The organism is Mesorhizobium sp. P2_C4 (assembly GCF_056404575.1).
In genome coordinates this window covers 175,712-190,742 of sequence record NZ_JBFUDT010000004.1, presented here as the reverse complement: position 1 = coordinate 190,742, position 15,031 = coordinate 175,712, and the positions used below count along the sequence as shown (strand labels likewise).

General features: G+C 61.5%; 10 protein-coding genes and 1 pseudogene. 8 read left to right on the top strand and 3 right to left on the bottom strand.

Going from position 1 to position 15,031, the window contains the following annotated elements; all coding sequences use genetic code 11:
* Nucleotides 1-232: 232 nt before the first annotated feature.
* Nucleotides 233-1,420 (top strand): FkbM family methyltransferase, encoded by a 1,188-nt coding sequence (locus AC1DX6_RS17390; protein ID WP_477315439.1) that lies wholly within the window; start codon nucleotides 233-235, stop codon nucleotides 1,418-1,420.
* A gap of 42 nt (nucleotides 1,421-1,462) precedes the next feature.
* Here the strand turns inward: AC1DX6_RS17390 and AC1DX6_RS17385 are convergent, their stop codons facing one another.
* A complete protein-coding gene (locus tag AC1DX6_RS17385) occupies nucleotides 1,463-4,270 on the bottom strand; it encodes a glycosyltransferase family 25 protein (RefSeq protein ID WP_477315437.1) in 2,808 nt (935 codons plus the stop codon).
* Nucleotides 4,271-4,391: 121 nt separating this feature from the next.
* Between AC1DX6_RS17385 and AC1DX6_RS17380 the strand changes: the two genes are divergently transcribed.
* The 3 genes and pseudogenes from AC1DX6_RS17380 to AC1DX6_RS17370 form a co-directional block, all read left to right on the top strand.
* Complete coding sequence (locus AC1DX6_RS17380; RefSeq protein WP_477315435.1) at nucleotides 4,392-4,694, top strand: hypothetical protein; 303 nt, start codon at nucleotides 4,392-4,394, stop codon at nucleotides 4,692-4,694.
* Nucleotides 4,695-5,246: 552 nt separating this feature from the next.
* Complete coding sequence (locus AC1DX6_RS17375) at nucleotides 5,247-5,561, top strand: hypothetical protein (RefSeq protein WP_477315433.1); 315 nt, start codon at nucleotides 5,247-5,249, stop codon at nucleotides 5,559-5,561.
* A 92-nt stretch (nucleotides 5,562-5,653) separates the two neighbouring features.
* A pseudogene (locus AC1DX6_RS17370) lies at nucleotides 5,654-6,151 on the top strand (DUF4347 domain-containing protein); the annotation flags it as partial.
* A gap of 356 nt (nucleotides 6,152-6,507) precedes the next feature.
* On the opposite strand, the gene AC1DX6_RS17365 reads toward AC1DX6_RS17370, so the two are convergent.
* Nucleotides 6,508-7,530, bottom strand: coding sequence for a hypothetical protein (locus AC1DX6_RS17365; protein WP_477316498.1), 1,023 nt, complete (start codon nucleotides 7,528-7,530; stop codon nucleotides 6,508-6,510).
* Between the two features lie 525 nt (nucleotides 7,531-8,055).
* Nucleotides 8,056-8,484 carry a hypothetical protein gene (locus tag AC1DX6_RS17360; protein ID WP_477316496.1) on the bottom strand — a complete coding sequence of 143 codons (429 nt, stop codon included), beginning with the start codon at nucleotides 8,482-8,484 and terminating at the stop codon, nucleotides 8,056-8,058.
* Between the two features lie 406 nt (nucleotides 8,485-8,890).
* Here AC1DX6_RS17360 and AC1DX6_RS17355 point away from each other — a divergent pair, with 406 nt between their 5' ends.
* The 4 genes from AC1DX6_RS17355 (at nucleotide 8,891) to AC1DX6_RS17340 (ending at nucleotide 14,809) form a co-directional block, all read left to right on the top strand.
* A complete protein-coding gene (locus AC1DX6_RS17355) occupies nucleotides 8,891-9,067 on the top strand; it encodes a hypothetical protein (RefSeq protein WP_477316494.1) in 177 nt (58 codons plus the stop codon).
* Between the two features lie 230 nt (nucleotides 9,068-9,297).
* Nucleotides 9,298-11,601 (top strand): peptidase domain-containing ABC transporter, encoded by a 2,304-nt coding sequence (locus tag AC1DX6_RS17350; protein ID WP_477315431.1) that lies wholly within the window; start codon nucleotides 9,298-9,300, stop codon nucleotides 11,599-11,601.
* 105 nt (nucleotides 11,602-11,706) lie between these two features.
* Nucleotides 11,707-13,047, top strand: coding sequence for an HlyD family type I secretion periplasmic adaptor subunit (locus AC1DX6_RS17345; protein WP_477315429.1), 1,341 nt, complete (start codon nucleotides 11,707-11,709; stop codon nucleotides 13,045-13,047).
* A 76-nt stretch (nucleotides 13,048-13,123) separates the two neighbouring features.
* Nucleotides 13,124-14,809 (top strand): SEL1-like repeat protein, encoded by a 1,686-nt coding sequence (locus AC1DX6_RS17340; RefSeq protein ID WP_477315427.1) that lies wholly within the window; start codon nucleotides 13,124-13,126, stop codon nucleotides 14,807-14,809.
* Nucleotides 14,810-15,031 lie beyond the last annotated feature (222 nt).

Sequence of the window (15,031 nt, the reverse complement as noted above, 5' to 3'; positions counted from 1 at the left end):
CAACTGCCCAAGCGTGTCAACGCTACCGGTGCCAGGCTGCCGGCCGCTGAACCCGCAAGCAATGTCAGGAAATCTCGTCGCTGCAACTTCGGACCTCGATGTCACGACTTCAGCCTAATGTTGTCCTGAAGGCGAAAAATAGGAACTCCCAGCTTGTTCTGTTATCGGCCGAGGTCTAAGTCGTAGGCCAGCTTGGAAGTTGAACTACTCGGAAGCGGCTAGGGACGTGAGGGTGGGCGAGGCGATCTTTTCCAAAACATATGTTGGAGATGCGTTATCAAGCTGGCAGGTCGTCCACGAGCTGTCGACCCATATCGTTGGCGGAGCCTTGGTCGTTTGCGATAGTGACCGCCGCGACTGGCATCTTCTACGGCTTCACGATTCAGCTTTTCTGTTTCGAATGGTTCGTATGAGGTGCCTTCTCAGATTCTTCCCCACGACCACCACAAACTTCTACATCCACCATTATGGTTCTTTGGATGTCGCGGAAATTGCGTTCGACGGCACCATAGTAAACAGGGGTATCAGCCACAACATTTCGATCAATGCTCATCCAGATGGCGCGATCGAGGTCGATGTGAGCTTTTTGAGCTGCCATGGGTCTCTCTCAATAGGCTGCTCCGACAATGGTCGTCCCGTCTACGCCGGCACTGGTCTCGAACAGTTTGCACTCTTGAGCGTTCTGGTTGAAACGTTTGATGCCTATCCCGAATTGTCTCGCACGCCGGCGGAGGAGCGGATCACCCTCGTCGATGTTGGCGGCCAAGGAGGGTTGCAACTCAAGTGGATGCTACGAGCCGACCATATTACGCCCGTCGTGTTCGAACCCTTGTCGTCGGAAGCGACGGTGATACGCCAAACTCTTGGCCGGATTCCGGGCGCGCAAGTGGTGGAAAAGGCACTGGCAAACACTTCTGGCTCCCAAAAGCTGTATATTACCGCCGGATCTTACTGCTCATCCCTGCGAGAGCCGAACTTTGAGATATTGCAGCACTACTCGGTAGGCCGTGTCTTCAAAGTTGTCAGTATGCAAGAGGTCGAGTGTGTCCGATATGACGAATTGTTCCGCGCAGGCGCGGTTCCGTCACCGGATGTTGTAAAAATAGACGTCCAAGGTCTTGAATACGAAGTTCTGCTTGGTTTCGGCCACCTTCTGGAATGCTGTCTGGCTATCGAACTGGAAACGCATGTTGTTCCAATATATCGAGGACAAAAGCTGATTGGTGACATAGTCGACATTCTGGGCGATTTCGGTTTCGCCCTGCGCCAGCTTAATCAAGTGCCGCACTTCGATGGCGATGCAGTCGAGTTTGACGCGCTCTTTACCAAGAGGCGCGATAAGGTTGCCGTTCTTTCTGACCTGGCAAAGCGAAAATTTGCTATAGTCAGTCAAGTGTTGGGAGTTCCTCCTTACCAGTGAGGCCGTGGTAGAGCGACGGTCACCAGGGATCGAGATAGAGTACTAGTTCCCGGCTGACCGCTGATCCGTCGCCACTCGATCTGAAGGTTGCTCGTCGTCCAAAATGACGAGTGGTGGCATGCAAAGGAAAGCTTGCATCGAGCCATACGCCGCACACATCGCGCAGTCGATACCCGTGTCGTCAAGGACAACGGCAGTTCCAGGAAATGGGATAAGTCTCCTTTGTAGCGGTAGACATTTTTCCAGAAGTATCCGCGCACCTCTTGGTGTGACGGTGTAGGCTTGAAGCCCAAATGAATGCTCTACCTTGATGAGGGACCTGGAGAATTTCTCGGACTGAAACAAGGCAGTTCTATTGGTATATCGGCGATCGTAGAAATCCAGCTTGGCCTTCGTGAAACCGAAATCCAACCAAACAAAAGATGGGTCAAATATCCAGCCCCACTGTATTATATCCCAATCCGCTGGTGCTTGAGACAAAATATTAGCGGATTCCTCCATGAATCGAAACGATGATCGAACATCGTCTTCAAAAATGGTCATTGTCTTGTTCTCTGAAGCCGACAGCTTCCACAAGTTGATATGCGATAGAGCGCATCCCAACGTGCCCGGGGGATACGGACAATCACTGGTAATCAGCCCTTCCTTGATGAGCGCCTCCCTGTCGAGAGAAGTGCCGTCAACGGCCGATACGCGAACCGTATTGTGCAATAGATGCCAGTTGTTGCTTTGATACCTGCTCCAGCGCTCGACGCTGCGGTCGAGGTTTATCAGGTGAATTTTCGGCGAACCCGTTGGCTCGACAGGCCGGGCTGGCATCGTCCCGGAAACAGAGGGCGGGGCGGCGGTGAATGCGGGGGTATCGCCCGCACCACGCAACAGCCCTCGAGCCCGCTCGATCCCGTCACTCACATGGTATTGGCCGTCGCCAAAGGTGATGTAGCCGTAGACTTGTCGGTTATCCATATACTGGACAACGCCGGCCTTCCTGGCGCTGTCGGCAAAGATGACGTACTCGTACCGAGATGTGGCGTCCTCATATGTCAGTTCGATCAGCACATCGGCGCGGACTAGATAGGTGCAGTGCACGAGCGGCATCTCGATAATGCCGCGCACGTGGCGGTTGAGCACCCATCCATATTGATCGCACTGCTTATAATAGCCGTTCGCATCGATCTCGGCGTGGTAGTTCGAATAGTATTGGCCGGGCGAGATGGAGCGAAGCAGGGGGGCGACGATTGGCAAGTCGAGCGCCACAAGTTCTCGCAGCGTGGCCGGCCGCACGAAATTGTCGACGTCGACCACGAAATAGAAGTCGCAATGGTGCTCGAGAGTTTTCCGCAAACTTATGTTGCGGATTCGTCCGAGCACCCTGAAACGCGTCTCGTTCCATTCGTGCTCGCCAAACTGCTCGACCCGATCGGCTACGTCCGAGGCGTCGATTTCGACCGCCGCATAGAGGTGGCCCACACGCTCCACCCATTCGCGCAAGATGTGCTCGGTCCTGTCGGTGTTGTTGTTTGTCCTGATGTACAGGACGATCGACGCCTTCGGGTAGTCGAGCGCCTCGATGCACTCGAGGTAAAGCGGCAGTGCCGGCTCCTTCTGCTTTGCCAGGATTGCGACAAGGATGCGTGGCGCGCCCTTCATGCGCGACCGCAACGAACGCCGCCGGACAAGCTTGTGCTGATCGATCAAGCTCTCGGTCCCGAACGTCCCAAGTTTCGGCGGCTCATAGACCGGAATCTTGTCGGTGGCGAAACGCGCATTGGCTACCACACGCTTCGCCATTTCCGCCGGCAATTTTTCGCTGGCGAGCAATTTCAGACAGGCGTCGAGCGATTCCCGGTAAGCGCCTGTCCAGTAGGCGTTGACAGCAAACTCGTCGAGCAGTCCGTAATCGTAGACCCAGGGCTGTATGAAAAGTCCGGCGGGTTGGGCAAGGTCGAGCCCTCGACGCGCAAATTCCGTTCCTTCCGCATTCCGGCCCTGGTTGCGGCAGTAGAGGCTCGCGGCGTGAAGAGCCTCCGCGCGGGCGGGAACGACCTGCGCCGCACGCTCGAAGACGGCAACGACCTCGTCAAATGGCCGTCCCATCGCTGCCATGAGGTTGCCCGCCTCGAGCAGGCTGACATAGATCTCCTCGTCCCAAAAACCCAGCTCGGCACGCCTCAGATAGTTCGCCAGTGATTTTTCACGTTCACCGGAATCCCTGTAGCTCTGCGCCAAATAGAAGGTGTATCGCGAGACAAGGAAGGGGTCGATCTCCGTGGCGAGCGCATTTTCAAGAACCGCCGCGTCGTCCTGGTACTTTCGCGGGTTTTGACTGCGTGCTCCGCCACGCCCCGTCGCCACGCGAAAACCCTTGGCGGTCTCGCGTGTGAGATGGCCGGGAGGGGCTTCGAGATATTCGTGCAACACGCCCTTGAAGGAGAACGGCAGCCGGTTGCGGCAGATCTGCGGCCGATAAAACGAAATGCCGCCATGGGACACCTCGACGTCGTATAGATCGTGGTCCATCTTCGACTTGAACGCGTTCGGATCGAAGCCGGCGTCCTGGACCACGACGTCGTCGGCGTCGATGATCATGGCGTAGTCGACGGTCTCGACTTCACGCAGCCGTTCAAGGGCAAAGGTCCGGTTGTACGCGAAGTCCCGCCAGGGCTCGTCGATGACTGCGCCGTTGACATTGTGCGTGGTCAGGAAGGTACGGATGAGGTCCTGCGTGCCGTCCTCGGAACCCGTGTCGATGACGAGCACATAGTCAACGATAGGAAGCGCGCTGGCGAGGCATTGCAGGATGACCTTTGCCTCGTTCTTGACGATCATGCACAGGCCGATGGTGCTCATGCTAATCCCTTGACGGAGCGGCGTTCGTTATGCGTTGCGCGAAATTGTTGAAGGGGAACTCATGCGTCTTTGTCCGGCCTTTATACCTCATGCACATTACCCCGCCGCCTTGGCCATTTGCATGACCTCTGTTGCAAAGATCGGTCGTCCCTTCCCAGTCAAGCGCTATCTCAACCCATCCATTGTTAGCCAGCACTTTCCGTGGCAGCAAGGTCTCGCGGTCACCTTGGACGAAGGGGTGCGAACAACCCTTCCAATCGGGTCAATCGCTCACGCAAAAACCCCGCCGCGATATCAAGGTTTCGTTACCAACGAAGGTGGAGCATCTTTAAGCCCCGGATTTTTCGATGCATTTGGCCGCACGCACGCCATCTCGATGTTTGCCAAGGTAGTTAGTCTTGGTTGGGCAGTTAACAAATTGTAAACAGGTTATTTACAAGTTGCTAATTTTATAATTTACTAATGTCTTATGTGTCTGGGAGGGTAGCCGTGGACCGGGCCGAAGGCCCGTCGGTCCGCGCAGTCTGCGAAGCCAGGAGAGTATCCAGGAGCAAGCCACTTCGTGCGTGAGGGCGCAGAGAGTGTCTGGTGGCGTGCAAAGAAGACGTCGTACTTCCTTGAACTCAAGGCCGGCGTTTTCCCAACCTGATGTTCCCTCGCAAGTAGTCGATTCCCTCGAAAGTTGCGTGTTGGGAGTTGGCTGTGGTTGGGGTGATACCAAGTACGAAACGACGCGCCCGCGACGCGGGCATCCGCTTCGATCAACCTCTCAATTATCCGCAACTGGCCGCCAGCAGGGATTACCCGGCGATTGATGGGTATTCCTCGGCGCCTTGTGGACCACTGCGCGCCTGCGGACGCCGCACTCACCTCAGCGAGCGCTTGCGCTTGGCGGCGATTGAAACCAGCGATTGAAACCTAAACGTACGAACCAAGAGAAGCTGCGGCACGGCCGCCGGCGACCAAGGAGAACATGATGAGCTTCACGGCAGGATTTGCGGTTATGGAAGTCACCGTTCGGGGCGTCTTGCCGATCGGCGACACGATCGAAAATGTAAATTATTTCATTCTGGACACGGCCAAGAGCGCGATTGTCGGTCAGGTCGTTCTTCCCAGGGCCGTCAAGCGGAGCATCGCTGTCGCTCTCACCGTCAAGGTGCCAAGCACCGCCGGCTCACTTGCCATTGGGACGTTTGACGATGGCGGGAATTTCCAGTTCGCCAGCTTCCTTCGCGTAGAGACCCCTGCCGTAGAACGTCCCGACGGCGCCGTCGGGTCGTCCGGACGATGACGGCCCCCAAGCTCCTTAGTCCGCAGCGCTCGTCGGCCAGGCCGGTGGGCGGTTTCCCCGTGAATTGAATTCGAAGCCAACAGGAGCCAGTCATGGCCCGCGCCTCTGAAATTCTTTTTGTCGATCCTTCGGTTTCCGACCTCCAGACTGTTCTCGGCAACGTGCGACCCGAGGTTCAAGCGATTGTGCTCGACGGCCGCCGGCCGGCGGCGCGGCAGATCGCTGCCGCGCTCGCAGGGCACCAAGGCCTTGATGCGGTGCACGTCATCGCACACGGCGCGTCTGGCCGGGTCAGCTTCACTGCCGGAGAGTGGTCACCAGTCACATTGAAGGAAGAGGCTGAGGATCTTGCCGCAATCGGCCGGGCGCTTGCCGCGGACGGCGAGTTGCGGCTGTGGAGCTGCGAAACGGCATCGGGGAATGCTGGCGAGACCTTCGTTACGGCGCTGGAAGAGGCCGTCGGCGCGGACGTCTGCGCATCGCGGTCGCTGGTTGGCGCAGCCACCCTGGGCGGCGCCTGGGAACTGTCCGCACGCGTGAACGCGTCCACGCCCCTGCCGCCACTGACCTCGAACGGGGTGGCAAGTTACGCCGGGGTGCTTGTAGCAGGTGATCTGACGCTCTCGGGGTTTACAGATTCAGGTAGCAGCAAAAGCATTAACACTTACTATCTTATTGACACAAAAAATACCCCAACTCTTGATGACGATACAATCGTTGGAACTTTTGTTCTTAATTCTTCAGCCAATAGCGTGGCGCCAAAATTTGCAATAACAATAACTGTTCCGGATATTACTCATACGTATCTTATATATGATTCAGGGTTCCGCCAATACGGCACGCTTGATCCTATCGACATTGACCCCGTCACTCCGGGTATCCAACCGGGTTATTTTTTTGGCACTACGACCATCAATAACGTCGGCGCCCCGGGCAACGACGGCAATCACTTCGACGGTGGCCAACTAGTGCTCACGAGTGCTGGCACCGGGGGCGCTACAGGCCCCGCAGGTGCGACTGGCGCTACTGGCGCCACCGGGGCTACTGGTGCGGGTGCGACCGGTGCAACGGGCGCGACCGGCGCCACCGGATCTACGGGCTCAACCGGATCGACCGGATCTACGGGCTCAACCGGATCGACCGGATCGACGGGCTCGACTGGAGCAACCGGCTCGACCGGAGCGACCGGTGATACCGGCGCAACTGGCTCGACAGGTGCGACCGGCTCGACTGGTTCGACCGGAGCGACAGGTTCGACGGGCTCGACTGGAGCAACCGGCTCGACCGGAGCCACAGGTGCAACCGGTGATACCGGAGCGACGGGCTCGACTGGCTCGACTGGAGCAACCGGCTCGACCGGAGCCACAGGTGCAACCGGTGATACCGGAGCAACCGGCTCGACTGGATCGACGGGTTCGACTGGAGCAACTGGCTCGACCGGATCGACGGGTTCGACCGGAGCGACAGGTTCGACCGGCTCGACCGGATCGACGGGCTCGACCGGTGCGACAGGCTCGACCGGAGCCACAGGTGCAACCGGTGATACCGGAGCAACCGGCTCGACTGGATCGACGGGTTCGACTGGAGCAACTGGCTCGACCGGATCGACGGGTTCGACCGGAGCGACAGGTTCGACCGGATCGACGGGCTCGACCGGTGCGACAGGCTCGACCGGATCGACGGGCTCGACTGGAGCAACTGGCTCAACTGGCGCCACCGGCTCGACCGGAGCAACAGGCTCGACCGGCGCCACCGGCTCGACGGGTGCAACCGGCTCGACCGGAGCAACTGGTTCGACGGGTGCCACCGGCTCAACCGGTGCCACAGGCTCGACCGGAGCAACTGGCTCTACTGGTGCGACTGGCTCGACCGGAGCAACTGGCTCGACCGGATCGACGGGTTCGACCGGAGCGACAGGTTCGACCGGATCGACGGGCTCGACCGGAGCGACTGGCTCGACGGGTGCCACTGGCTCGACGGGTGCAACCGGCTCGACCGGAGCAACTGGCTCGACGGGTGCAACCGGCTCGACCGGAGCAACTGGCTCGACTGGAGCAACTGGCTCGACTGGAGCGACTGGCTCGACGGGTGCAACCGGCTCGACCGGTGCAACTGGCTCGACCGGTGCAACAGGTCATACCGGCGCAACCGGCTCGACTGGCTCGACCGGTGCGACCGGAGCAACTGGCTCGACTGGAGCAACTGGCTCGACGGGTGCAACGGGATCGACGGGTGCGACCGGCTCGACCGGTGCGACTGGCTCGACCGGAGCAACTGGCTCGACCGGAGCAACTGGCTCGACGGGTGCGACCGGCTCGACCGGTGCGACTGGCTCGACCGGAGCAACAGGTCATACCGGCGCAACCGGCTCGACTGGTGCGACTGGCTCGACGGGTGCAACCGGGGCGACCGGCTCGACCGGTGCGACCGGAGCAACTGGCTCGACGGGTGCAACCGGCTCGACCGGTGCAACTGGCTCGACTGGTGCAACAGGTCATACCGGCGCAACCGGCTCGACTGGTGCGACTGGCTCGACGGGTGCAACCGGGGCGACCGGTGCGACCGGAGCAACTGGCTCGACGGGCGCAACCGGGGCGACCGGCTCGACCGGGGCGACCGGAGCAACTGGCTCGACCGGCGCGACAGGCTCGACCGGTGCAACCGGTGCGACCGGGGCAACTGGCTCGACCGGCGCGACAGGCTCGACCGGAGCAACTGGCTCGACCGGCGCGACAGGCTCGACCGGAGCAACTGGCTCGACCGGCGCGACAGGCTCGACCGGTGCAACCGGTGCAACCGGTGCGACCGGGGCAACTGGCTCGACCGGCGCGACAGGCTCGACCGGAGCGACTGGCTCGACCGGGGCAACCGGTGCGACCGGAGCAACTGGCTCGACCGGGGCAACTGGCTCGACCGGAGCCACAGGGGCAACTGGCGAAACGGGAGCGACAGGTGCGACTGGCTCGGCCGGGGCAACTGGTGCGACTGGCTCGACTGGCTCGACTGGCTCGACTGGTGCAACTGGCTCGACAGGGTCGACCGGAGCGACTGGCTCGACAGGTCCGACGGGTGCGACTGGCTCGGACGGTGGGACCGGTGACCGCGACCATGGCAATAACGGCTTTGGCAATGGAGATCAGGATGCACCTGGTGGTTCCGGGGGCAATAACAATGGCGAAAACGGCCCTGGTCACAACCACGCCAAGGTCACGTCCGACACCCTCGGTCTCAAGGACACTGCGAAATTCCTGCAGTCGGGCTCGACCGACGGCAACAGTGATCCCGGCCATGCGTCGTTCCGCAACCTGATCGGCCTTGCGTCCACAACCGTGACGACAGACCTGCTCAACGTCCTCAAGACGATTGGCGGAGGTCAGAACCAGAACAAGCCGTCGGGTGCAAGCACGGATCTCACCTCCGACCAGACGAAGCCTGGCGCCGGCTACGCCAGCAACGACCACACCGTCAAGACGAACCTGAAGGATCTCTTGAAGCCGCATGAGTGAGCAGGAATGTTGAATGGGCCACGCACGGAGATTGGTCCAAGTTTGAAAAGCGCGCGCGGGCTTCGCTGGAAAGCGAGGCCCGCGCGTTCATCATCTCGAAACAGGGGGTGGCATGAGAGTCGCGCGGCCGATCAGTTCGGAGTACGATGGGGCATCCCCGGAAACCTCGGCGGAAACGCCTCGGCCCGGGCATACTTGCCCCCTCGCCCTGCGTACCGGATGAGAAGTCCATGGTGAACGTCCCCGCAAACGCCGGAAACCCGCTACTCTCGATCCGCGCGGGAACCGAAGTCGAGACCGCAGCGGACCAGGCGAGCGGCCAGAACGCAGCCGCGCGAGCCCCTGGCGGTCCCGCCGAGCTCGACCAGATCGGGCCGCGGCTCAAGGCAGTGCTGCGGGCCGCGCGTTATCACGGCGTTGAACTCGATCCCAACGAATTCAGGGCAGCGAGCACGATTCCGACTGCCGCCGATCTCTCCGAGTGGACGCAGAACGCCGGCATGTGGTCGCGCGCCGTCCGTATCCGCTGGTCCCACCTCTTGCGCTTCCAGGACACCGGACCGGTCGTCCTGTTGTTCAGCGATGGCGGCGCTGGTCTGCTCACCGGGGCGAGTGCCGAGCGGAACGTCGTCTTCCTCAAAAGCGCTGACGCGCCAGACGACGGTGAGGCCACCGCCATCGATGAGCTGCGGCTGTCGCAGGTGTGGACCGGCGAGGCGGTGCTGCTGCGCGCGACACGGTCCCATGTGGCGGCGGATGCGCCTTTTACCCTTCACTGGCTCGCTGAGCTGGTGCGGCTGGAAAGTCGGCCCCTGCGCGACATCGCAATTGCCTCGTTCACGCTGAGTGTCCTTACCATCTTGCCGCCGCTCATCGTCATGACGCTGGTCAACAAGGTGCTGCAATTCAACAGCATCTCGACTTTGGTGCTCTTGTCTGCGGTGATCGCCGTGGTCTTCGCCTACGAGACACTTCTTGGCCATGCGCGGCGGCTGATCATCAACGTCGTCGGCGCCCGTCTGGACACCAAGCTGCAACTCCACGTCTTCAGTCGGCTGCTGCGCCTGCCGCTCGACTATTTCGAGCGTCATCCGGCCGGCGAAACGATGTATCACCTGGCCCAAGTCTATCGTATCCGCGAATTCCTGACCGGAAAACTCCTCAGCACGTTCCTGGATCTGATCACGCTGTGCGTGCTGGTACCGGTCATGTTCTACATCAACGCCACGCTCGCCTGGGTGGTGCTGGCCTGCGCGATCGTGATCATGCTGGTCATCCTGGCCTATCTCAAACCGCTGCGCCGGAGATACCAGCGGGTGGTCGAGGCCGAGACCTGGAAGGCGGCAGCGCTCGGCGAGACTGTCGTCGGCATCAAGACGGTGAAAGCGCTCGGCCTCGAGCCGCAGCGCAAGGCGCTCTGGGATGAACGGGTGGCGGAAGCGGGAAAGGCTCGTCTCGCCTTCGGACAGCTCGCCAACTGGCCGCAGACCCTGGTCACGCCGATCGAACGTGTGATGGTGCTCGGCACCATGCTGATCGGCGCCTATCTCGCGCTGAACGACCGTTCGGGCTACATGGTCGGCAGCCTGTTCGCCTTCATGATGATCTCCCAGCGCGTGGCGCAGCCGCTGGTCGGCCTGGCGCGACTGGTTGAGGACTACGAGGAGGTCGGTGCAGCGATCGGCGAGGCAGCGTCTGTCCTCAACCGGCCGCTGGAGAGCAGTTCAAATTCCACTGGCCTGAGACCCAGGCTTGTCGGCGAGGTCGCGTTCAGCGACCTGACCTTCAGCTATATCGGTACCAAGACACCGGCGCTCGATCGGGTCAGCTTCCACATCCCAGCCGGGAGCATGTTTGGCATTGTTGGGCGCAGCGGGTCGGGAAAATCGACAATCGCGCGCCTGCTGCAGGGAATCAACCGCGACTACAGCGGCTTCCTCAAGCTTGACGGCGTCGACCTCAAGGAAATCAATCTGCGCCATCTTCGCCAAGGACTCGGCGTGGTTCTCCAGGACAACTTTCTGTTCCGCGGATCGATCCGCGATAACATCATCGCCGGGCGCGCAGGCCTGACGCTTTCCGACGCCATGCGTGCCGCGCACCTGGCTGGCGCCCAGGAATTCATCGAGCGAATGCCGAATGGCTATGACACCTGCATCGAGGAAGGTTCGCCCAATTTGTCAGGCGGTCAAAAACAGCGGCTGGCGATCGCGCGTGCCCTCATCCACGATCCGACCATCCTCATCCTCGACGAAGCGACCAGCGCACTCGACCCGGAGAGCGAGGCCGTGGTCAGCGCCAACCTCATGCGCATCGCCAGCGGGCGCACCATGATCATCGTTTCGCACCGGCTCTCCTCGCTGACCGAATGCGACAATATTCTGGTCATGGATCAGGGCAAGGTCCTCGACGTTGCGCCGCACGCGACACTGCTCGAACGATGCGCGCTCTATCGCCAGCTGTGGTCGCAGCAGAACCGGCACCTCGACGGCCGTCACGGCCGCCCGGTCGCCATCCCGCCGCGGTTGGTTTGACAATGCTGCGGCTCATTTGCGCTTCAGGTCCGGTAACCCATGAGTAGTACCTCGCTCACCACCCTCCCCGCTCGGCGGCATCGGATGGAAACGAGGGACCCGACGATGCCAGCCATACTCGAGTTCCAGTGGCCGTCGACGGCTGTTGCCAATGCGCCTATTCCGCACGCGGCGCGTGGCATCGTCTGGATCATTTCAAGTCTGGTCATCGTGCTGATCGCCCTGGCAGGATTGATACCGGTCGATCAGGTCGTGACGACCAGAGGGCTCGTGGTGTCAAAATCGCCCAACATCATCGTACAACCGCTAGAGACCGCGATCGTGCGCTCGATCGATGTTCGTGAAGGACAGCACGTGCAGGCCGGTCAAGTGCTTGCTCGCCTCGATGCGACCTTTGCTTCAGCCGACCTCGCGGCGCTTGCGATGCAGGTTTCGACGCTCGAAGCCGAAGTGGCGCGGTTGAAGGCTGAAGCGGATGGCCAGACCTTCAACTATGACGGTCTCGACCCAAGCTGGACCCTGCAGGCATCGATCTTTGAGCGCCGCAAGGCGGTCTACGACGCCAAGGTTGAGAATTTCGACCGCCAGCGCGACGAACTCAGTTCGGTAATCTCGCGTTCGCTATCGGATGCCGATGGCTACCGCCAGCGGCTCGCGGTCGCGGGCTCGATCGAAGAGATGCGCAAGCAGCTCGAAGCAAGACAGGTGGGCAGCCGCCTCAACACACTGCTCGCCGAGGACAATCGCGCGGAAATGTCCAGGGCGCTCGGCAATGCCGAGCAGACTGCAGAAGCCGCGAAGCTCCAGCAGGCGGCGGTAGCCGCAGAGCGCAACGGCTACATTCAGGGTTGGCGAGCGGATGTTTCGCAGAGCCTTTCGGAGGCGAGTTCGCGGATCTCCGACGCCCGCGAACTTCTCAACAAGGCAAAGCTGCGCAAGCAGTTGGTCGAGTTGAGGAGCGAAGTAGACGCCATCGTTCAATCCGTGGCCAAGGTCTCGGTCGGTTCGATCCTGCAGTCCGGCGAGCGATTGATTACGCTGGTGCCGGCCAACGCGCCGCTTGAGATCGAGACAAACATCGTCGGTCGCAGCAGCGGCTTTGTGCATGTCGGCGACCAGGTGGTCATCAAGTTCGACACCTTCCCCTATTCGCAATACGGCCTCGCTCATGGCACCGTGCGGACGCTCAGCCCTGATTCCTTCTCTGCGCAGGACCAGGCGCGCGATCCGAACAGCTCCCTGGCCATGCTGCCTTCGGACGCCGAACCGTTCTATCGCACGCGGATTTCCATCGACCAGGTCGCCCTCCACGGCGTGCCTGCCGGTTTCACCGTCAGCCCCGGCATGCCGGTGACCGCCGACGTAAAGGTCGGCCGGCGCACAGTGCTCAAGTACATTCTCGGTGTGATGCTCCCGATCGGCCAGGAGGCGATGCGGGAGCCATAGGGCACTGGAGGAATAGAGGCTCGGATCGATGACAATCCTGGATCGGCTGACTGGTTTCGCCTCCCCGGCGGCAGCGTTGCGCCGGGCGATCCAGCTCGCTGACGGCGGTAAGCCCGCCGAAGCCTTTTCGCTTATGGCGGTGGCGGCGCGCGCGGGGATTGTCGATGCCGAGTACCGGGTCGCGCGTTGCTATCTCGAAGGCTCGGGTGTGCCGCCGAGCCGTATGGAAGGTGCGCGATGGCTGCTGCGGGCAGCCAATCACGGGAGCGCCGATGCGCAAGCGCTCCTCGCCGCTCTCTACCTGACCGGGCTGGTGACCAAGGAAGCTGACGGCAAGGGCGCCGAATCGACGCAATTGTTCAAACCGGATTCCTCGGGCAAACCGGACTTCACGGCCGCGTTCGACTTTGCAACCAGGGCGGCCGAGGCGGGCTCGGCAACCGGACAGGCGATCCTCGGTTACATCCTTACCAGCGGCCCCAAACCGATGCGCGATGCAGATGCGGCGCACCGCTGGTACGAGAAGTCGGCTTTGGCTGGCTGCGCCGAAGGGTGTCTCGGCCTTGCCCTGTCACTAGCCCGGCGTGGCAAAGGCGAAGATCGGGTCAGGATTGCCGACGAGGTAAGACGCGCTGCCGACGCCGGCTTGCCGACCGCTACCTATCTTCTGGCAGTCCTTACCGAGCACGGGCTCGGCGTGGCACGCGACATGGCAGCAGCCGTCCAACTGTATCAGGCTGCTGCGGAGAAGGGCCTTCCCTCCGCCCAGTTCCGGTTGGGATTGGCACTTGTTGACGGTGGACTCGTCGACCAAGATATCATTGCCGGAGAGGCCTGGATGCGACGTGCCGCCTTGGCCGGCAATATCGAAGCAGCCTATCTCCTCGGCGATCGTTATGTGAAGACGCAGCGGCCGGATTTTGCAGAAGCCGCAAACTGGTATCGGCGGGCGGCCGAAGCGGGTCACCAAGCCGCAGCCCGCGCTTTGGCATCTCTCTACCTGACGGGGAACGGCGTGGCCGAGGACGTCGAAGAGGGGGCACGCTGGCTGCGCGCTGCCGCAAATCGCGGCAATCAGGAAGCACAGATCGACCTCGCCAATCTCGTCCTCGGCGGAGCCGGCGAGCCGGACGACCGCGCAAGCGTTGCCGGATGGTTCGAGGCGGCCGCAACGTCGGGCGACCTGATTGCGGCCTTCAATCTTGGGCTCTGCTTCGCCAATGGGGTTGGCGTCCGCCAGGACGAGGAGCAGGCGGCGCAATGGCTGCGGCGCGCGGCCGAAGGCGTCGCCGAGGCGCAATATATGTATGCCCGCCTCCTGCAGGATGGACGCGGCGTGGCGGCCGACCCAACACAGGCCCGCCTGTGGTTTGCCCGGGCGGCCAATGGCGGCGTGCTCGACGCGCAGGTGGCGCTTGCCGAGATGCTGCTCAACGGGCGTGGGGGCACGCGCGCGCCAGAGACCGCGGTGCAGCTGTTCCAGGGGGCAGCAGTCGATGGCCACGCCGGGGCGATGTTTGCGCTTGGCGCGCTGTACGCAGCCGGCCATGGTCTGCCGGTCGACCAGGCGGAAGCGCAGAAATGGTTCGCCGCCGCCGCCGGGCGCGGGCATGGTCAAGCCCAACTCATGCTCGGACGCTATCTCTCCAAAGGTCTCGCCGGGGACAGCGACCCAGTTGCCGGTCGCCTTTGGCTCGAGCGAGCGGCTGCACACGGAATCAATGAAGCGGCCGAAGAACTTGCCGAGCTCACCTCGGGTTGAAGCCCGCATAGTGCAAGCACGCCAGACCACGCACGTCTGCCATAAACGAGGATCCAACGGAGTATCTTAGGTTCGGTGCGGAAGCCATTGGCCGCCCCACATCGAAACCGCCGCCGAGTTGCAGGCTGATACCGTCAGAGCGTTTATGTATCCGACGGTATGTTGCCAAGCGCTCTCGAGCGCTTATGTACCGTCAGATTTTCTCGCTGCTCTCGCTGTCTC

Coding starts and splice junctions, on each gene's coding strand:
- AC1DX6_RS17380 (WP_477315435.1), top strand. CDS start 4,392: ATGACCTCTGTTGCAAAGATCGGTCGTCCCTTCCCAGTCAAGCGCTAT.
- AC1DX6_RS17375 (WP_477315433.1), top strand. CDS start 5,247: ATGAGCTTCACGGCAGGATTTGCGGTTATGGAAGTCACCGTTCGGGGC.
- AC1DX6_RS17345 (WP_477315429.1), top strand. CDS start 11,707: ATGCCAGCCATACTCGAGTTCCAGTGGCCGTCGACGGCTGTTGCCAAT.
- AC1DX6_RS17350 (WP_477315431.1), top strand. CDS start 9,298: ATGGTGAACGTCCCCGCAAACGCCGGAAACCCGCTACTCTCGATCCGC.
- AC1DX6_RS17385 (WP_477315437.1), bottom strand. CDS start 4,270: ATGAGCACCATCGGCCTGTGCATGATCGTCAAGAACGAGGCAAAGGTC.